Origin of the sequence: Sulfolobus tengchongensis (assembly GCF_036967215.1) — an archaeon.
GTDB lineage: Archaea > Thermoproteota > Thermoprotei_A > Sulfolobales > Sulfolobaceae > Saccharolobus > Saccharolobus tengchongensis_A.
Genome location: NZ_CP146016.1, coordinates 2,374,633 through 2,393,734, shown reverse-complemented (window position 1 = coordinate 2,393,734; position 19,102 = coordinate 2,374,633). Strand labels below are relative to the sequence as shown.

The 19,102-nt window shown below is 34.8% G+C and carries 18 protein-coding genes and 2 tRNA genes; 11 read left to right on the top strand and 9 right to left on the bottom strand.

The window, feature by feature from the left end; genetic code table 11:
• Positions 1 to 219: 219 nt before the first annotated feature.
• Both V6M85_RS11720 and V6M85_RS11715 read right to left on the bottom strand, forming a co-directional pair.
• Positions 220 to 293: transfer RNA gene (locus tag V6M85_RS11720), tRNA-Ala, on the bottom strand.
• Positions 294 to 1,114: 821 nt separating this feature from the next.
• A tRNA-Pro gene (locus V6M85_RS11715) sits at positions 1,115 to 1,190 on the bottom strand.
• A 39-nt stretch (positions 1,191 to 1,229) separates the two neighbouring features.
• Between V6M85_RS11715 and V6M85_RS11710 the strand changes: the two genes are divergently transcribed.
• Positions 1,230 to 1,952 carry a helix-turn-helix domain-containing protein gene (locus V6M85_RS11710; RefSeq protein WP_422398065.1) on the top strand — a complete coding sequence of 241 codons (723 nt, stop codon included), beginning with the start codon at positions 1,230 to 1,232 and terminating at the stop codon, positions 1,950 to 1,952.
• On the opposite strand, the gene V6M85_RS11705 is transcribed toward V6M85_RS11710, so the two are convergent.
• A complete protein-coding gene (locus tag V6M85_RS11705) occupies positions 1,918 to 2,268 on the bottom strand; it encodes a nascent polypeptide-associated complex protein (protein WP_338600302.1) in 351 nt (116 codons plus the stop codon). The genes V6M85_RS11710 and V6M85_RS11705 overlap by 35 nt on opposite strands.
• A gap of 58 nt (positions 2,269 to 2,326) precedes the next feature.
• Between V6M85_RS11705 and V6M85_RS11700 the strand changes: the two genes are divergently transcribed.
• From V6M85_RS11700 to V6M85_RS11680, 5 genes are read left to right on the top strand one after another with little or no spacing between them, the layout of a single operon-like run.
• Positions 2,327 to 3,595, top strand: coding sequence for an MBL fold metallo-hydrolase (locus V6M85_RS11700; RefSeq protein WP_338600300.1), 1,269 nt, complete (start codon positions 2,327 to 2,329; stop codon positions 3,593 to 3,595).
• A 23-nt stretch (positions 3,596 to 3,618) separates the two neighbouring features.
• Positions 3,619 to 4,776 carry a threonyl-tRNA synthetase editing domain-containing protein gene (locus tag V6M85_RS11695; RefSeq protein ID WP_338600297.1) on the top strand — a complete coding sequence of 386 codons (1,158 nt, stop codon included), beginning with the start codon at positions 3,619 to 3,621 and terminating at the stop codon, positions 4,774 to 4,776.
• Positions 4,777 to 4,811: 35 nt separating this feature from the next.
• Positions 4,812 to 5,756: a mevalonate kinase gene (mvk, locus tag V6M85_RS11690; protein WP_338600295.1), complete on the top strand. Its 945-nt coding sequence runs from the start codon at positions 4,812 to 4,814 to the stop codon at positions 5,754 to 5,756.
• 59 nt (positions 5,757 to 5,815) lie between these two features.
• Complete coding sequence (glmS, locus tag V6M85_RS11685; protein WP_338600293.1) at positions 5,816 to 7,591, top strand: glutamine--fructose-6-phosphate transaminase (isomerizing); 1,776 nt, start codon at positions 5,816 to 5,818, stop codon at positions 7,589 to 7,591.
• Between the two features lies 1 nt (position 7,592).
• A complete protein-coding gene (locus V6M85_RS11680) occupies positions 7,593 to 8,666 on the top strand; it encodes an NDP-sugar synthase (protein WP_338600291.1) in 1,074 nt (357 codons plus the stop codon).
• A gap of 50 nt (positions 8,667 to 8,716) precedes the next feature.
• Here V6M85_RS11680 and V6M85_RS11675 read toward each other — a convergent pair whose 3' ends face one another.
• Positions 8,717 to 10,156: a hypothetical protein gene (locus V6M85_RS11675; protein ID WP_338600289.1), complete on the bottom strand. Its 1,440-nt coding sequence runs from the start codon at positions 10,154 to 10,156 to the stop codon at positions 8,717 to 8,719.
• Positions 10,157 to 10,407: 251 nt separating this feature from the next.
• On the opposite strand from V6M85_RS11675, the gene V6M85_RS11670 reads away from it, so the two are divergent.
• Positions 10,408 to 11,337, top strand: coding sequence for an ornithine cyclodeaminase family protein (locus V6M85_RS11670; RefSeq protein WP_338600287.1), 930 nt, complete (start codon positions 10,408 to 10,410; stop codon positions 11,335 to 11,337).
• Here the strand turns inward: V6M85_RS11670 and V6M85_RS11665 are convergent.
• Complete coding sequence (locus V6M85_RS11665) at positions 11,321 to 11,839, bottom strand: cob(I)yrinic acid a,c-diamide adenosyltransferase (RefSeq protein ID WP_338600284.1); 519 nt, start codon at positions 11,837 to 11,839, stop codon at positions 11,321 to 11,323. The two genes, V6M85_RS11670 and V6M85_RS11665, sit on opposite strands and share 17 nt — an antisense overlap.
• 506 nt (positions 11,840 to 12,345) lie before the next feature.
• Between V6M85_RS11665 and xerA the strand changes: the two genes are divergently transcribed.
• Positions 12,346 to 13,203, top strand: a complete 858-nt coding sequence (xerA, locus tag V6M85_RS11660; protein ID WP_338600282.1) for a site-specific tyrosine recombinase/integron integrase — start codon at positions 12,346 to 12,348, stop codon at positions 13,201 to 13,203.
• A gap of 4 nt (positions 13,204 to 13,207) precedes the next feature.
• Here xerA and V6M85_RS11655 read toward each other — a convergent pair whose 3' ends face one another.
• From V6M85_RS11655 to V6M85_RS11640, 4 genes are read right to left on the bottom strand one after another with little or no spacing between them, the layout of a single operon-like run.
• Positions 13,208 to 14,176, bottom strand: a complete 969-nt coding sequence (locus tag V6M85_RS11655) for a radical SAM protein (protein ID WP_338600278.1) — start codon at positions 14,174 to 14,176, stop codon at positions 13,208 to 13,210.
• Positions 14,173 to 14,682: a DapH/DapD/GlmU-related protein gene (locus V6M85_RS11650; protein ID WP_338600276.1), complete on the bottom strand. Its 510-nt coding sequence runs from the start codon at positions 14,680 to 14,682 to the stop codon at positions 14,173 to 14,175. Before V6M85_RS11650 ends, V6M85_RS11655 begins: the two co-directional genes overlap by 4 nt.
• A gap of 12 nt (positions 14,683 to 14,694) precedes the next feature.
• Complete coding sequence (locus V6M85_RS11645; RefSeq protein ID WP_338604782.1) at positions 14,695 to 15,714, bottom strand: RsmB/NOP family class I SAM-dependent RNA methyltransferase; 1,020 nt, start codon at positions 15,712 to 15,714, stop codon at positions 14,695 to 14,697.
• A gap of 8 nt (positions 15,715 to 15,722) precedes the next feature.
• Positions 15,723 to 16,601, bottom strand: a complete 879-nt coding sequence (locus tag V6M85_RS11640; RefSeq protein WP_338600273.1) for a beta-ribofuranosylaminobenzene 5'-phosphate synthase family protein — start codon at positions 16,599 to 16,601, stop codon at positions 15,723 to 15,725.
• 18 nt (positions 16,602 to 16,619) lie between these two features.
• Here V6M85_RS11640 and V6M85_RS11635 point away from each other — a divergent pair, with 18 nt between their 5' ends.
• Genes V6M85_RS11635 through V6M85_RS11625 form a run of 3 tightly spaced genes read left to right on the top strand, consistent with a single transcriptional unit; the run spans position 16,620 to position 18,995 of the window.
• On the top strand, positions 16,620 to 18,002 hold the full coding sequence (locus V6M85_RS11635; protein ID WP_338604779.1) for a class I adenylate-forming enzyme family protein: 1,383 nt from the start codon (positions 16,620 to 16,622) through the stop codon (positions 18,000 to 18,002).
• Positions 17,989 to 18,390 carry a thioredoxin gene (trxA, locus tag V6M85_RS11630; protein WP_338600270.1) on the top strand — a complete coding sequence of 134 codons (402 nt, stop codon included), beginning with the start codon at positions 17,989 to 17,991 and terminating at the stop codon, positions 18,388 to 18,390. The genes V6M85_RS11635 and trxA overlap by 14 nt, the downstream gene beginning before the upstream one ends.
• Complete coding sequence (locus V6M85_RS11625) at positions 18,387 to 18,995, top strand: ATP-binding cassette domain-containing protein (protein ID WP_338600267.1); 609 nt, start codon at positions 18,387 to 18,389, stop codon at positions 18,993 to 18,995. Before trxA ends, V6M85_RS11625 begins: the two co-directional genes overlap by 4 nt.
• Positions 18,996 to 19,102: the final 107 nt, after the last annotated feature.

Below are 19,102 nucleotides of genomic sequence, written 5' to 3'. Positions count from 1 at the left end.
AAAATGGACTATGTAAAAATTTGTGTGCAACTCAGCAACTATGAAATTTGAGTGAGTATATGCACAGAATAGACAATCTCTTTAAAATTTTACCTATTTGACGATATTATTTATGAATTTTCCATAAATAATTTATACATCCATGTTGGCGTGATAATCAATTTGATAGTTTTTCCCACTTTCAAGATCAATTGGCCAAAAATGATTTACTAAGTAATATGGACCGGCCGGGATTTGAACCCGGGACCTCTCGGGTGCAAACCGAGCACTCTTCCAGGCTGAGCTACCGGCCCAGTTTATGATTTTTTATTAAGCCTAAATAAAGTTTATGATGATTATAAAAAGAAATGACAACGTTAGGAATTAGTTTATAGTATATTGCTTTATAGAGGTATTTTTCACACTTATGAGATATCGTAAGTTTAAGTTAAAGATAGATTATTTTTAGCAATAAGATGATTATATTATGCTACTATTTATTCAAATTCAGTTTTCATCTGAAATAAGGAAATATTTGACTTTACATATTTATAGATACAAAAATCCATTAAATTATTAGAGATGTTGATATGTGGCATTTTCTTCAACTACTTCAACAAGTTAGATTGTTAGAAACGAAGTAGGAAAATATCCTCTAATCTTCAAGCAAGACTAAAAATTTCCTTGCTATTAGTTATTTGAGTAATGTATAATGCTTTATGTGCATTTTCTGACTTCCTCCCGCTATCAAATAGTGAAGGTTCTCCTCATCAATCCAGATTACATCTATAACTATAAATAAAAACTTTTCTATAAGGGGGTTATTCATCCTCATACAATTTTTCACACTATGAGATCATGAAGGTCAGGAGAGAAGGAGCCAAGTGTTTACGGAAGATTCGACCTTATCTTCAGCCTTTTAACAAGTTACGAAAAAATAGTCCGATTATAAGAGACGAAGCATGTAATGCCTCAATCTTTCGGATGGGGACTTCAACCCCCTTAACCCCCATAATGGTTAAATTGACGTTATCCCTCGAGATAATAAACAAAGAGAAAGAAATTACACAACATAATGTAATATTATATATAGTTCTTTCAGTACTCATTTACAACACACGTTATATAATAAAGGTGGGTCCGCCGGGATTTGAACCCGGGATCACGACGACCCGAACGTCGCATCCTAGTCCTGGCTAGACTACGGACCCACTCTATATTTTTAATCTTAATACACGTTTATAACACTGATGGCTGAGGATTTACTAGATTCTTATGTTATAGAGACCGTAGCTAAGAGAATAGCAGGGGATATTGTGTGGAGTAAGGAATTAGCAGGAGCTTTAAGAAAATGGAGGGAAATGTTTAACGTATCTCAAGGCGAGTTATCTAGAGAAATGGGGATAAAGCAATCAGTTATCGCAGATTACGAAAGAGGTAGAAGACAAGCTGGAAGTGAGTTCATTAAGCGTTATGTTTCGGCCTTACTTTCAATTGACATGAGAAGGGGTTATAAGGTGGTTAAGGAATTAGCAAAAATGTTTGGGATTAATTTTCCCTTTATAGTGGATATGAGGGATTTTGGATTACCAATTGGCGTTGATGAATTAGTTAAAGCCGTAGACGGAGTTATAGTGAATTCTTTTGTTACTGAAAGGAAGATTTACGGTTATATTGTGACTGATAGCATTAAGGCAATTTTGAGTCTAAGTGGATTAGAGTTTTATCAAGTTTTGAGTATGATGGTTAATAGGGTTGTGGTGTTTACTAGAGTTAGCAGTGGAAGATCACCAATGATAGCTCTAAAAGTCGCTCCGATAAGACCGCCAATAGTTGTGTTTCATAGGCCGGTTAAATTAGATCCTTTAGCACTTATGTTAAGTGAAGTTGAGGGTATAAATATAATTGTGTCAACTAAGCCTAGCGAGGAGGATTTAATTAAGGGTTTGAGGTCTCTCCTTGTAAAATCATAATTGCCTTTGCTATGTCTCCATTGGCTTTGATTAAAGCTTCTCTGGCTTCCTTTTCACTTTTTCCAGTTTGTTCTGATACGAATCTGACATCTTCCTCTTTTATTTCGATTTGTTTCTGCTTTTCCTCCTCTTTAGCTTGCCCACCAAATATTACTATTGCCTCGTTTCCCATTACGTTGGTTTTTGCTACTGTCGGTGATTCGATTACTATGTTTTTATCCGGGGTCTCAATTATGACTCTTATTGCATTAATTTGTTCAGTTTTTATTCCCATTCTTTCCATTTTCTTTAAATCTGAGGGTTTTATTTTTGCCATTACATGATTTTATAGGGAAGAAGTAAACTTAATAGTTTGCGGTTAGAAGATTTCATAAATGAATTACTTTCTGAAAATATTAGGTGGAGGCAGAGAAGTAGGAAGATCTGCAATTGAGGTTGGGAACAGTAATTCCAGCGTTGTATTAGATTACGGTGTTAACTTTGATGAAAAGGATAATCCCAATTTTCCGTTACAAGAAATGCCCAGTAAGGTTAAGGGATTTGTAATATCTCACGCACATTTAGATCACATTGGAGCTTTACCAATTTATCAGATAGGTTCTCTGAACACTAAGGTCTATGGTACAGTTGTTACTAGAATTATAACTGAAGTGATGCTTAAAGATTTTCTGAAATTATCCGGGGCTAAAGTCCCTTTTGAGTGGGTTGAGGTTAGAAAGACCATGGATAATTTCGTGGCAATTGGATACGGTGAAGAAATAGAGGTTGAGGGAATGAAGATATCATTATATAATGCTGGTCACATACCCGGAAGTTCAATTATTAAAGTTTCCTCAGAGAAGAGCACTGTTGCTTTTACTGGAGATATTAATTTATCTGAGACTAAATTAATGAAACCTGCGGAAATTGAAAATGTCAGTGATGCTAATGTTCTAGTAATGGAATCCACATATGGCAAATTTAATCATCCAACTAGGAAGGAAGTTGAAGACGAATTCTATGAGAAAGTTTTAGAGGTTGTTGAAGGTGGAGGTACTGTTCTAGTTCCAGCATTTAGCCTAGCTAGAAGTCAAGAGATTTTATCAGTCCTAGCAGAAAGGGATTTTCCTTATCCAGTTTACTACGACGGAATGTCCAGAGAAATAACGGAATTGATGTTAGACTTTAGAGAATATTTGAATAGACCGGATTTGCTGAAGAAGGCCTACGATAATTTCAATTACGTTAAGGGATGGGAAGATAGACATAGGGCTTGGAAGGAGAAAGGAGTAATTGTTGCAAGCGCTGGTATGCTTAAAGGAGGACCAGCAGTCTACTATTTTAAGAAATTGTCAGAAAATAGCAAAAATGCAGTTTTTCTAGTTAGTTATCAAGCTGTAAACACTCCTGGAAGAAAATTATTGGAAATGGGTAAATTTGATGAATATTCGCCTTTGCTTAAAGCAAGACTGGAAATATTTGATTTTTCTAGCCATGCTGGAAGAAAACAACTTCTTGAAATAGTTAAGAGCGTTAAGAACTTAGAAAAGGTTGTGTTAGTTCATGGATCGCCAGATAATGAAAGTTCATTGGCTGATTTAATAAAGCAGGAAATGGGAGTTGAAGTAGTTATACCAGAGAATGGCCAAGAAATTAGTTTATAAGTTATCGTTTTAGACGTAATTTAATGATAATACTATTCATTCATGCATCAGACTTTTCGTTTAGCGTAAAGGATAAAGCCATTAAGGAACCAGAAGAGCCTAAACTGACTTCAATAGAACTAAAGAATACGTTAGTATGTTTTACAACTGTAGAAAAGGGTGATGATGAAGAGATCGTGAATAAGTCAATAAATGACATTCTAGATGTTTACAATAAAGTGAAGGCGGAGTCAGTGGTAATTTATCCTTATGCGCACTTATCCTCAAATTTAGCTAGCCCGGAACTTGCTGTGAAAATCTTGGAGGAAATTGAGAACTTGTTAAAGGATAAGATAAAGGTTTATAGAGCACCTTTTGGATGGTACAAGGCTTTTTCCATAAACTGTTATGGTCATCCTTTAAGTGAATTGTCAAGAAGAATTAGAAAAGTTGAGGAATTAGAGAAAAGTGAGGAATTAAAATATTGTGAAAAGTTTGGTTTTCCCACTTCTCCAGAAAGTGCGTTTATGAGAAGGGCTGTAATAGGTTATTTAAGGAGAACGCTTCAACCATCTTTCGAGACTGAGAATAACGAAAATGTGAGTGAGGGTGAAATGAGTATTGTTCATCAGTACGTTGAAGGTGGAAGAACCCTTCCATGTATCAATGAGAATCCAAAAACGTTAGTTATATTCGGTGGTGTTAGAGATCTAAACTTGCCTAAAGAAATTAATGATAGTAAAAATAAGATTAGAATATGGTGGGTTACAGAAAAGAATAGGACTTATATTGATATTGGAAGATTAATTTACCATCTGATTTTAGACTCAATTAATAAAACTCAACCACCTACCTTGCCAGATTGGCTTAACCCAATACAAGTTAGATTGTTACCAGTAAAGAAGGATTTTCTTGAATTTTCAATTAAAGTTGCTGAAAAATTAAGTGAAGGAGGAATAAGGGTCGATATTGATGATCTAGATGACGGATTAGGAAATAAAATAAGAAGAGCAGGAACTGAATGGATACCTTATGTTGCGATTATAGGGGAGAGAGAAGTTAAAACTAATTCTCTAACAGTGAAAATTAGGGCAAAAAATGAACAGAGAAGCATGAGCGTTGAAGAACTGATTAAAGAAATAAAAGATGAAGTGAGAGAAAAGCAAAATCTACCGCTTTACTATTCTAAAAGGCGGAAGTAAGAAGGGTTTTTTATCCTAAACTTGAAATTCCCCATATGATAATAGAGGCTAATGTCCCACTAAAACTTACCTTATTTGGTGAACATGCGGTAGTTTATGATAAGCCCGCAATTGCTATGACTATATCGGAAAGTTTAAGAGTAAGAGTAAGTGAAAGCGACAAATCCATGATAATTTCCCCCTCTCTTAATATTAAAGGAGTAAAATTGGATTTAAACGAGATGAAAATTGAGAGCGAGGAAGCTAAAAAGGTTCTGAAGTACATATTAGAAGTGTTGAATTATTTTGGGGTAAAGAAAAATGTAAAGATAGAGATAGATTCTACAGTGGAACCCTCTGTTGGATTGGGTACAAGTGCTGCTGTAATTGTGGGCACGGTAGCTTCATATTCTAGATATTTGGGGATAGAATTAAGTAAAGATGAGATCGCTAAGATATCTCATGAAATAGAATTAAGAGTCCAAGGAATTGCGAGTAGGATGGATACTTATACTGAAACGTATGGGGGTTTAATTTACTTTCCAGCTGGTGGAAAAGGATTTGAAAAAATTGATACCAACATTGAGTTAACTTCTGGTTACATTAGAAGGAGCATGAGCACTGCCGATATATTGTGGCGCGTAAGAAAGCTTAAGGATTCAAATAGGGAAATCTTCGATCACATATTAGATGTTATCGGCAAAGTAACTGATAGGGCTAAATCGCTAATAATTGAACGAAATTATGATGAACTTGGTCTTTTGATGTACGTTAACCACGGATTGTTATTCTCCTTAGGGATAACTTCACCAGAAGTTGATGAAATTGTATCAAGAGCTAAGCAACTGGGAATAAGGGGATGTAAGATTAGTGGGGGAGGCGCTGGAGGTTCTATTGTATGTATAAAATCTACTGAGGCTGAGGTACTTCTGAGAAGTTATAACGCTAAAATTGTTAACTCATCGTTAACCACTGAAGGTGTAACAATTCTAACTAGATGAAAAGTTTTTATGAAATATAGGGAAAAGTCTAATTTACTTCTAATTATGTACAGATTATTGTGTGCGGAATAATAGGGATCATATCTACCAGAGAAAGTAAAAGGCTAGCTGAGTTAGTAGTATCATGTCTTAATAGATTAGAGTATAGAGGTTATGATAGTGTTGGCGTTGCCTCATTATCGGATACTGTTTTAGAGGTTAGAAAAGCTAAGGGTACAGTTGAGGAGGTAATCAAAAAGAAAAACATTAAGGAAATGTCAGGTTACGCTTTTTTAGGACATACTAGATGGGCTACACATGGTCCGCCAACTGATTACAATGCCCATCCCCATACAGATTGTGGAAATTCAATAGCGGTAATCCATAATGGAACAATAAGGAACTTTAAGGAATTAAAGGACGAATTACAGACTTTAGGCCATAAATTCAAGAGCGAGACCGATACTGAGGTAATTCCTCATTTAATAGAGGAGTACATGAAAAGGGGTATGGAGTCTTTTCAAGCATTTAAGAGTGCGATTAGAACGATTCAAGGCAGTTATGCAGTGTTAGCTATAATTAAAGGTGAAAGGAGAATTTTCTTCGCCAAGAGAGATAATCCGTTGGTAATAGGATTAGGAGATGATAAGACGTTCATAGCCAGTGATATACCATCCTTCTTACCTTATACTAGAAAGGTTATAGTGATAGCTGATGGAGAAATTGGATATGTTACACCGAATAATGTTTATATAGAGGACGAAAATGGAAATCCAGTAGATGTAATAAGCAGGATAAAGATAATTGACTGGGATGCTTCCTCAGCATCTAAAGAAGGATACCCTCATTTTATGTTAAAGGAAATACACGAAAACCCTATAGCTATAAAGGACACAATTTCTGGATTATTAAACGATATTGATAGAGTTAAGGAGATAGCTGAAGAGATAAGAAATGCTGAGAGGATAATAGTTACCGCTGCTGGTACCAGTTATCATGCTGGTCTTTATTTCTCTTTACTATTGGCAAGAAGAGGATACACCGTTATGCCATTAGTTGCATCTGAGTATCATAGCGTGAGGGCAAAAAAAGGCGACATAGTTTTAGCAATTAGTCAGAGTGGGGAGACTTTAGACGTGAAGATGGGCATTAGGAAATTTAAGGAAGAGGGTGCTAAAATTATAGCCTTAACTAACGTCATTGAAAGTGATATAGCTAGAGAAAGTGACTATAAATTGTATATGAGAGCAGGACCAGAAATAGGCGTAGCTGCAACTAAGACTTTTACGTCAGAATTGGTTTCCCTTAAATTCTTACATTCCGTAGTAGAGAGAGAGAGCTTAGATTATTTAGAGAAAGCTCACGAAATAGTTAGAAATGTAATAACTGAAACAGAGGGATTTGCAAAGAAGATAGGTGAGGAATTGGCAAATAAAAATAACATTTATTATTTAGGAAGAGGGTTAGGAGTGCCATTAGCTATGGAGGGCGCTTTAAAAATAAAAGAAATAGCTTATATTCACGCGGAAGCTTATCCTGCAGGAGAGAGCAAACACGGTCCTATAGCGTTAATTGAAAAGGGATTTCCAGTAATTTTCATTAACACTGGAGAGCTAGTAGATGAGCTAGAAAAGAATTTGCAAGAGATGAAGGCAAGAGGGGCTACAACATATTCCATTAATGTTAACGAGAGACTTAATTTTTCAGATAATGAAATTGTGATCAAATCTGACGGAAGACTTGCTGAAATCATTATAGCTCCAATCGTACAGCTAATAGCCTACTACGCAGCGGTTAGGAGAGGATATGATCCAGATAAACCTAGAAATCTAGCTAAAACTGTTACGGTGGAATAAAATGAAAGCGGTAATATTAGCAGCGGGAAAAGGAGAAGGATTACTACCTTATACTGAGAAAGTTCAAAAAGAGGCTATTACAATAGTTGGTAAACCCATAATTGCGTATAGCGTTGAGGGTTTAAAGAGGGCGGGAGTTAAAGAATTTGTGATAGTCGTTAACGAGAAGAGTAATCAAATAGAGGAAGAGTTAGAAAAAATTGACGTATCTTTTGAGATGGTAAGGCAAAGAAGGCAAGGAATAGATGGCGCAATAAAAGATGGTATGGAAAAAATCGACGATGATTTGTTCGCTCTTGCGTTTGGAGATATTGTAGCACCTCCGGAATTCTACAAAAGTCTTATGGATACGTATATAATGACTGGCGGACCTGCAGTAGTGCCATTAATACCTATAAGCGAAGGTATGCAAACATATGGTTTAGTTAAAATTAACGAAAGATTAAGAGTAGTTAAGGAAAGTTCAACATTAGCGTTAGGTGGAGCTTATATAATACCAAAAGGTGATTTTAGTTCATTACTAGAATACATTGACTTATTATCAAGCCAGAATAAACTTCATTACTTCATTTGGTCAGAGAGCTGGGTTGATATAGGTTATCCAGAAGATTTATTATTTGCGTTAGAAGTGTTACTAAAGGGAAAGGAGAGCGTAATTTCAGATAAAGCTGAAGTTTCAAAAACTGCGATAATAGGAAAAGGGGTAATAATAGAAGATTACGCAGTGATTGAAGATTATGCTATAATTAAAGGACCAGCATATATAGGTAAAAATGTATATATAGGCTCGTATTCATTAGTTAGAGATTACTCTTCAATAGAAGAAGGTTCAAAAATAGGAGCTTATTGTGAGGTTGCACATTCATTAATCGAACCTCTAGCTGAGGTAGGATCGAAATCTTATTTAACATATTCAATCGTGGGAAAGCGGGCCAGATTAGGAGCTTCAGTTATAACTGCAAGTTATCCATCAAAGTCATTAAATAGGCCAAGATTTAATAAATTAGGCGCTCTAATCTCACCAGAGGAAACAATAAAACACGGTACAGTATTAGAAGTTGGAACAAAAATCTAGAGTTTAAAGCGAAAAAATAAATACTTAAACTATCCTTTTTCTATTCTAGTTTATCTTCTTCTTAAAAGTACTACTGCGACTATTACTATCACTAAGATTATTATCACTATGCCTATTATTAGAGGCGTTGAGATAGATGGCGTGGTAGTTGTGGTTGTACTAGTGCTGGTTGTTGAAGACGTGGTTGACGTCGTGGTGGAAGTCGTTGAAGACGAAGTTGTAGTAGACGAAGTCGTTGAAGTGGTAGTGGAGGTAGTAGTTGATGTGGTCGTGGTAGAGGTAGTAGTTGTGGTTGTACTAGTGCTGGTTGTTGAAGACGTGGTTGACGTCGTGGTGGAAGTCGTTGAAGACGAAGTTGTAGTAGACGAAGTCGTTGAAGTGGTAGTGGTACTAGTTACTGTTGGTGTTAGCCCAGTGCTTATGATACCGGTAGGAGTAACGTAGGTGATATTTAATTGATACTGAGTTCCAGTATATTGTACGGGTATTTTAACTTCTATCCAAGAGTTACCATAGGCAAACGATGCGTTATTACTACCATAATATGTCTCGTTAAACGTTTGAGAAAACGCTGATATAGTAATGCTGTAATTTTTCAAAATCGTAGTAAATGGTTTTAACGAAGGAGATTGCGGTAGAACCTCCACTATTACTTTGTCATTCAAATTAAATGGATACTTTGATAGGATGTAAGTGTAATTACCTACAGTTGCAAATGATACCGTTATGTTATTTAGCGTATACGTATTAGAAGTAACTAAACTACCATTTAGGCCATAGCTAACATTAATGAAAACGAAATATGGGATATATCCGAGAACTTGCTGGTAATTGCTGGTATTATAAAACAGTAAGTAGTTGAAGAAGTAATATAGACCTTGTGGAATATATAATGGAACTTGAAATAATAGAAATGTTGAATTTTGAATAGGTGTCTGTAAGTTTACTGGAAAGTTGTATATACGATACATATTGGTATAGAATATTGAAGAGGATATATATGATTCTGCAGAAGCATTCCAATTATTTATATTTATAACAGATAAATTAACCGTATAAGATTTTCCAGGAGCACCTTTAATATATATGGAGCCTATACTACCGTTTAGTAAGATCTTCCCACTCACTGAACTATTTACCTTGTTTACGATAACTGTCAAAGTTTGGCCATCTACGATTATGATGTTTTTACCTAATTGTAGGGATAAAGAAACCGGAGTATAGGAATAAGGTGGAATGGATAGTGTACTATATGCATTACCGTTTAAGTAAACTGTAACTGTTTCTGTTGTAGGATTATTATTTATGACATATGCTGTGAAAGTAGCTGATGATGAAGTAGTAGGTATGACAAATGTTCCCGTTGGTGCAAGTACTATATTGCCTATTGTTTGAGACGATTGTGAGAAAGATGTTGGAATGGAAAGTATTAAAAGAAACACTACAAATATTAAGCCAATTATAGTTGCTTTTATTAAATTTCTTGACATCACATTATGCAAAACGTAGTTGCAAATAAACTTTTTGCTAAGTGGTATTATAAGAGAAAGTGTTTTATGTATTATATTGCCTTAAAAGTTATAGATCGGTAGACTTAGGCATTCATTAAACTATGCCTCACATAACCTTAAAAACGTTTTTAAGATTTACTGCATTTGAATCTCGTCAAATTTCAACAAATTTGAAAATAATCTCAAAATGAATATCAAAGTTTATATGGAATCGCAGGCATTTCTAATTGATGATAGGGTTATCGTCAAAGGACCTAAATGAATTGCTTAAGGCAGAGATTGCAGTTAGTGCTGTGAAAGAAGCCTTCAAACTCCATTACCAGAAAAAGATACTCCAACCTCAACGTCTAGTTATGACTATTAAAGGAAATTGGTGGGGTCTAATGCCTTCATCAACTGATTACTCATTCGTAACTAAGATAGTTAACGTTATACCTAAGAATAAGGATAAAGGACTTCCCTCTGTTCAAGGTATTGTAATTTTAATGTCACCCGATACTGGTGAGCCTTTAGCTATAATGGATGGTACTACCCTAACCGCAATAAGGACAGCGGCAGCAAGTATTCTCTCGACAGAAATTGTGATGAAGACTAGAAGTATAGGTAATTTAGGAATAATAGGAGCTGGTACGGAGGCTTACTATCATGCAAAACTTTCCCTTGAGTACTTTAAGATTCAGAAATTGTTAGTCTCAGCAAGAAAGTCACATTTTGAACTGGCTAAAAGTATGGGAGGAGAAGCTGTAGATTTGGATACGTTGCTAAAAAATTCAGACGTAATTTTTTCAACAACATCTTCATCAACTCCAGTCGTGTTAGGAAGATACTTAAAGGATACATTCCATGTGGCTAGTATAGGAGCCCATACTCCAGACGCTAGAGAAATTGATGACGAAACAATAGTTAAAATAAGGAGTTACCTGGTAGATTCCTTAGAAGCCGTATCTAAAGAATCTGGTGATTACATCATCCCTAGCCAGAAGGGATTACTAAAAAATAAGGTCATAAAGGAGATAGGGGAGATAATAGATAAGGGATTAGAGGTTGAGAGACCTTCTATATTTAAAACTGTAGGAATCTCAGCAGAAGACAATATAACTGCATATGTCGCATATCAAGAAGCAATAAAAAAGGGAATTGGAATTAACGTTTCCATATAATTTCCTTAAAGTTTTCCTGCTTGTTAACATATAAAGCTAGAACGAAAAGTAATGAAGATAGGCGATTAAGATATTTAATGTGAGTCTCTTTAGCCTTATACTTTTTTAATATCTTAACCATACTCCTCTCACTCCTTCTACAAACTGTCCTTGCTAGATGAAGAAAGGAAGATGCGATATGACCTCCAGGTAGTATGAAATTACGTAATTCTGGTAAAGATTTAGAGTATTCTTTAATTTGGTCTTCTAGCCACCTTATCCTCTCTTCATTAAAACTTAGATCAAAACCAGCTACTTCTGAGGATATTGTAAAAACATCTGATTGAATAGTAGTGATAGTTTCACGAAGCTGAGGATAAAACGAGGATACAACCCCTAAAGTAGCGTTTAATTCGTCTAGATCTCCTAAAGCATTTATTATATCGTCGTCTTTCCATATTTCACCAACTGACGGTAATTTTGTTTTTCCCTTATCTCCAGTTCCAGTATACCAAACAGCCATAATATTTAAAGCTCAAGAGAGATTAAAAATTAGAGATTTCGAACTTAAAATATAAATTTGTGAAATCACTCATATTGTCGTCAAGATTAAGAATTTAAGGTATTGATGATCTCTATATAGAGATTAAAAGATAAGATTTGATATGGGATAAAGAGCCAAAATAAATTCAAAAGATACAGAAACGATTTTATACTTTAATGACTAAACGAAGAACCGCTCTCCTCAAACCGCGTATATCCTTGGAAATTTACCCTAATTCTCTTTTGAATCTACAGGATCTTCTTAGTATTAGAAGTCGTATAATACGAGTAAAATTCCACATATAATATGTATGAACTGAATTATATTTTCAATAAAAAGTGTGTGTATATATGAGTAGTTTAATCTATTACAGAATTAATTATAATATCAATATTCTTACATAATCATAGTATTGAACTAACATTTGGTAATACCATAATATCGAGAGTCTATCCTTATCTGAATTCTGATGAACATTATAATATGTGAAATTGGAATTAGGATCCCCTCCGGAATCTGGAGATTTGTATGAGGCTTTTATAAATGCTCTAATAATAGCAGGGGCTGGTAGTGGAACTATAAAGCTTTATTCTAGTGCAGTAAAGGACTTTTTAGACTTCATAAGGAAGGATCCACGCAAAGTTACTAGTGAGGATCTAAATAAATGGATTTCAAGTTTACTCAATAGAGAAAGTAAGATCCGAGGAGATGAAGTAGAGAGAAGAAGAGCCAAGAGCGTTACAGTTAGGTATTATATAATAGCAGTGAGAAGATTCCTTAAATGGATCAACGTCCCTGTAAAACCACCCATACCTAAAATAAAGAGAAGAGAAGTAAAAGCTCTTGACGAGACTCAAGTCCTGAAAATACTTGAAGCATGCAAAAGAATAAAGGATAAGTTAATCATAAGGTTACTAGTCGACACTGGACTACGAGCAAATGAATTACTTTCAGTATTAGTAAGAGACGTAGACATAAATAATAATATGATTAGAGTAAGAAATACTAAGAATGGAGAGGAGAGAGTGGTCTTCTTCACTGATGAAACTAAACAGATGCTAAAGAAGTACATCAAGGGGAGGAATCCGGATGATAAATTATTTAACATGACATATGATGCGCTTTATAGGAAGTTAAAGAGGCTAGGGAAAAGAATAGGGATAGATCTAAGGCCACACATTCTGAGGCATACATTTGCTACACTATCCCTAAAAAGAGGAATGAACGTAATAACTCTGCAGAAGTTATTAGGTCATAAGGATATCAAAACGACACAAATGTATACGCACCTAGTATTAGAGGACTTAAGAAATGAATATCTCAAGGTAATGTCAGCTAAATAGGTAATTATGCCCTTCCAGTAAAACGCCACTTTAACATCTCGCTGACATATGAGGCTAAATCTCTTATACTATTGAAAGATGCTGTTTGCAAGTGTAGATATTCAAATTTAGCCTGATTCTCTAACATTTTTTGTTGTAGTTCCTTTACTTTTCTAGATTCTAGGATTTTTTCTAAAGGCTCTTCAGCAACATTACCTACTATCTCTCCATTTATATCGTCTGGATAGGGTAAATCGCCATTAGGATATATAGTTATAGCGTAGCTTACTATTCTTTTTGGAACTTTACCTATTATTGCATTTATAAAGCCCCATGAATTATTTAATGTTGAACCATATTTTCGTTTGAGATCAGATAGAACTTTATAGAATTCGTACGGATCTGGAGCTAATTTAACTTTAGAATTGGGGTAATCTACTGCAGGCATAGCGAGAATCTTATACCCACATTCTTTAACTTTTCTCACTTTTTCTTCTAGTTTATGCAGATTGTATCTAGTCACTACAGTTTGAACATTAACCTTAAGACCATATTGTCTAAATCTGCACAAGTTGTCCAATTCTTTTACATTCCAGTGATATTCATCTATAGAATAATGCAAGAAATCTATCTTATCTCCTAACTTAGAGAGGAAATTATCATCCTTAAGTCTATAACCATTAGTTGTTAACATAATATAGAAAGAACCATCATGAGCATATTCTAAAAGCTCCAAAATATCTGGTCTGGTGGTTGGTTCACCACCTTCAAACGATAATACTACAATTGAAGAATTCCTCAAATTGTCTATTATTTTCTTCACCCTTTCAGTACTTGCTTCACCTAATTCTCCAGAATAGTAAGAGGGAGAGCAGAAGGTACATCTTAGATTACATCTAGAAGTAACCTTAAACGTAGCGTATGCAGGATTAAAAGGATCCTTAAGGATTTGCGTAACGAAAAACCATCTTATAGCCTTTAAATCCTTATTCATAACTTCAATAACCTCCTAGTGTGTTTTAAGTATTCTTCAGCATTCTCATCTATTAACTTAGTTTCGTCATCCTTTAGTTTTCTGATGACCTTTGCAGGTACACCTACAGCTATACTGTAAGGCGGAATTACGGTACCTTGGGTAACTACAGACCCAGCTCCTATAATCGAGTATTCACCAATTTGAGAACCATTAAGTAATATAGCTCCCATTCCTACAATAACATGAGATGAGATCTTAGCCCCATGAATTACTGCATTATGGCCAATAGTTACCTTATCTCCTATTTCTACTGGATAACCGTAATCAGTGTGAATTGTGGTATTCTCTTGAACATTAGATTCCCTGCCAATCCTTATAGTGTCATTATCCGCTCTAATTACCACGTAATGCCATATACTAGTCAGATCTCCTATCTCCACATCACCTATAACATAAGCAGTAGGATGTATGTATGCCCTTTGAGAAATTTTTGGAACTTTACCCAAATATTCTTCTATGGGCATATATTAGAATTCTTACCCTCTCTTTATTAGCTTAGCTATGAAAAAACCAGTAGTTTCATGAACATTGGGATGAAATCTAACTTCATATTCTACTGAAAACCTTGGATCTTCAACTATCTTTTCATTTTCCCAAGTAGTCACAGTGCAGGTAGAATAAATTACAACACCATTTTTCTTTAAAATTTTATATGCAGAATTTAAAAATTGTCTCTGATAGTTATGGAAATTAAGTATATCTTGTTTACTTTTCTTATCATATAATTTAGGTCTTACGCCTAATGCTGAGCATGGAGGATCAATTATAACCTTATCCACGTCTTTAACGTTAAAATCCTCAAAAAGATATCGAGAATCAGCCTTATATACCTCTATCTTCATCCCCATTTTACTTACTATCTCTCTCAGTTTCTCGACTTTCTTTTCAGTGTGATCGAAACCAATTACTCTAGCCTTTGGTTGTAATTGGTAAATATGAGTAAGCTTCCCGCCAGGATAAGCTGTCATATCTATAATAGTCTCATTAGGCTGAGGATCTAATAGATGCGCAACATACATTGACGCTTTACCTTGAGCATATATTTCACCATTTTTCAACTCCTCTAAATCAGCTAATTTAGGTGAGGAGTAAATAGAATTGGTAACCTCAACCACTAAACTTGTATTAATTCCATAATACTTACCTTCAGCTATTGGTATTCCATTTTCACTATATACCGTAACCATCTTATTCTTAGAATCATTAATTACAATGCTCTTTAAACCGGGCTTATACACGTTAGCACCTAACATTACGCTTTCAGCAGTCTTTTTATCTACTATAACCTTGTTTTCATAAATTCTAATTTCATTTGGACCTTTAACCTCAGCATAAACTGCCTCGTTAAAATCGTAATCTCGCTTGAAATATGGGAATTTTTCTAATATTCTTTCTACACTTGTTTTTAAAGTATTTACTCTAACGTACAGTCTAGGATTTGGTTTCTTAACCGCCTCTAAGAATTCATTTAAGTACTGACCATAAACTTCCTTCAAATCGCTCATTACGAATTCATCGTACTCCAGAATACCTTTGCACCCTCATTATTTGGTTCACTTATAAAACCACCAAATCTTGAAATTAACTCTTCGCCTTCTTTTCTAGAACTAATAAAGGTATAGATTGTAGGACCAAATGAGGAAAGTCCGGCTGGGAATCCTAACTTATTCATTTTTGCCATTATCGCTTTCACCTCATCTGATTGCAATGAGACCTCAATCTTCTTAAAACCTAAATTTTGTATAAGCGAGATAGCATTTAACGCTCCTTCTAAATCGTTTTCAGCAACTGATGGAATTAACTCCATTAAGACAACTCTCGCTAAAGTATCTAAACCTTCCAATTTAGCCTCTTTAAATGCATTAATCTCATCACTTCCAAATATTCTTTTCCCGTTTTTAGGTACATTAACGTAAATATACCAAGGGAAATTTAATCTAGTTATGAGAGGGGGAGGAGGAGCTGAGGAAAAATCTGATGGTAACAATTCTTTCTTTATTTTCGTGGAATGTCCCCCATCAACTATAAAACCGCCATACTCGAAAGCGTAAACGCCGATTCCCGAAGTACCTCCTCTTTTTACTAACTTTGCCAATTCGTATGAATTAAGTCTCTTAAAATTATATTCTGATGCAAGTTTAGCCACTGCAAGCAGATATTGCGTAGTATGTCCTAATCCTATATGAGGCTCGTAATCTTCTTCTATACAAACTTGAGGAACTTTAAATGGTAAAGATACTGTTGGTGTGAAACAATCTCCCGTTCTAATCACTATTCTAGGATATTTTAAGGCAACGCCTACTCCTCCATCAATCCTGCCATATTTTCCCTCAAGGTCAAATAGCGTTATATGAATGCGAGAAAGGCCAATAATCTTTATCATAAGGATTAATAAGATTGAATAATAAAAAAGGAAACGATGAGTCTAGCAACATTACTGTATAAATGGTATAAAGAGAGACCATCAAGAACATTTTTAATTGATAAAAATACCTCACTTACTTTTGAACAAACAGCGTCACAAGTTGCATATATCGCCTCTAATATTTCACCCGGTGATACAGTTGTCCATATAATGTTTAATTCCATTCAGTCAATAATTAATTATTTAGCAATATATTGGGCAGGCGGTAAAGTAGTGGCTGTGGATCCGTTAACTTCAGCTGAAGATTTGAAATTTATCTTAGAAGACTCAAACCCGGATTTGATAATTACAGATGAAGAGATCTATAAGAGGGAAAATGAAGTCCTTAGGTCATATAAGACCATTATAGGTAAATCGGGAAAAGAAGTATTCACTAAACCATATGATTATAGAGAAGAAGAGGTTGGGTTAATTTACTATTATGCTGGTATTGCTGGAAGGACTATGCAAGTATTACACAGCGCTAACAGAGTTGAACTTAACTCAGTTACTCTTTACCATGCAATTGGACTTAAGGAAATTAGGAGCATACTAACAGTTCCAATAGCACACGTATTGGGAAATAGCATACTAGGGGTAACCTTAGAGGCTGGTGGAACGTTATATATAATGGGAAAGTTTACTGTAGGAGAAGCCATCGATGCCATAAACAAGTATAACATAAACTACCTCTCAACAGTTCCCACAGTATATGATTACTTAAATAATGAAGGAAAAGGAAAATTAGATAGCTTGGAATTGTGCGTGAGCTCTGCGGCTCCTTTATCTCCCTTAACCGTAAGCACCTTCAAGAGTAAATATGGAAAAGATATCATACAGCAATATGGTTTTACTGAAGGTTTGATTTTAACGTTTCAGCCTAAAGAATTAGCCGGTATAATTACGATAGGGAAACCGTTGCCTAATGTCGAGATTAAAATAGTAGGAGAAGATGGAAAAGAGAGTAAAGAGGGGGAACTTTGGGTTAAAGCTCCATGGATTATGCTAGGATATAAGGATCCACAAGAAACTATGAAAGCATTTAGTGATGGCTGGTTAAAGACTGGAGACCTAGTGAGAATTGATGATAAAGGGTTATTATATTTTAGAGGCGTGAAAAAGAGAATGATAAAATTCAAAGGTTATCCAATATTTCCGAGAGATTTAGAGGAAATATTGAAAACACATCCAATCGTGGAGGATGTAAAAGTTATAGGAGAGGATGCGGGGAGTTTAGGCCAAGAGCCAATTGCCTTAGTTAAGGTAAAGGAAAAGAGAGCTGGAATAGAAGATGAATTACTTAACTATGTAAATTCTAAGGTAGCTTTTTATAAGAGGTTGAAAAAAGTATATGTGGTAGACAAGCTTGAGCGATATTGACTCACTAATAAAAGAAGTTGCGGAAAGGCTACAGAAAAAAGCTGAAGAATTCGGAAAAAAGAAAGACGATGTTACTATAGTCTTAACTGAAGAAAATTTTGATGAAGTTATTAAGAATAATAAGGTGGTTTTAGTAGATTGTTGGGCGGAGTGGTGCGCTCCATGCCATCTATATGAGCCTATATATAAGAAGGTAGCGGAAAAATATAAGGGCAAAGCAGTATTTGGAAGACTTAACGTAGATGAAAATCAAAAGATAGCAGATAAATATAGCGTGCTTAATATACCAACAACACTAATCTTCGTTAATGGCCAATTAGTGGATTCCTTGGTTGGAGCTGTTGATGAAGATACTTTAGAGAGTACTATAAATAAATACTTACAATGATAGAGGTTAAGGTAAAAAAGAAACTACAATCTTTTTCTCTAGACGTTAATTTTTCTGATAAAGGTATCATAGCAATCACTGGTAAAAATGGTAGCGGGAAAACCACGTTGCTCAACATAATCGCAGGTATTTTGAAACCAGATGAGGGCTATATAAGGCTAAATGAGAAAGACATTACTACTGTTCCTATTAATAAAAGAAATATTGTACTAGTAACTCCGGAGAGTTATATCCCTACATTATATTTAAAGAAACATTTAGTATGGGGAGCTAAATTAAAAGGTAAAAAGGTAAATGAGAAAGATATAATAGAGATAACTGAACTTCTTAAAATTCCGTTTGAGAATAAAAAAGTAGGTAATCTAAGCTTAGGTAATAAGGAAAAAGTATCTTTAGCAACAGCCATCTTAGCTAAACCAAATCTAATATTAGTTGACGAGGCTTTTAGTAACATAACTGATAAGGATCATTTTATTGCTATTTATACGGATTTATGTAAAAAAAATGAAATAGAACTTATATATGTTACTCAAGATATTAATGACACTAAGTTTTCTGATCATCATTACGTTATGAATAATGGATCTCTTCATAAAGTTTTTTAAAAGCTTTATAAGTGAAGTGAAAGATTTTGAGAAATCTCACATGAAATCCTACATAAGAAAGTGAAAACTTTCTATGATAATATCTAGCAATATTTTTAAACTATATA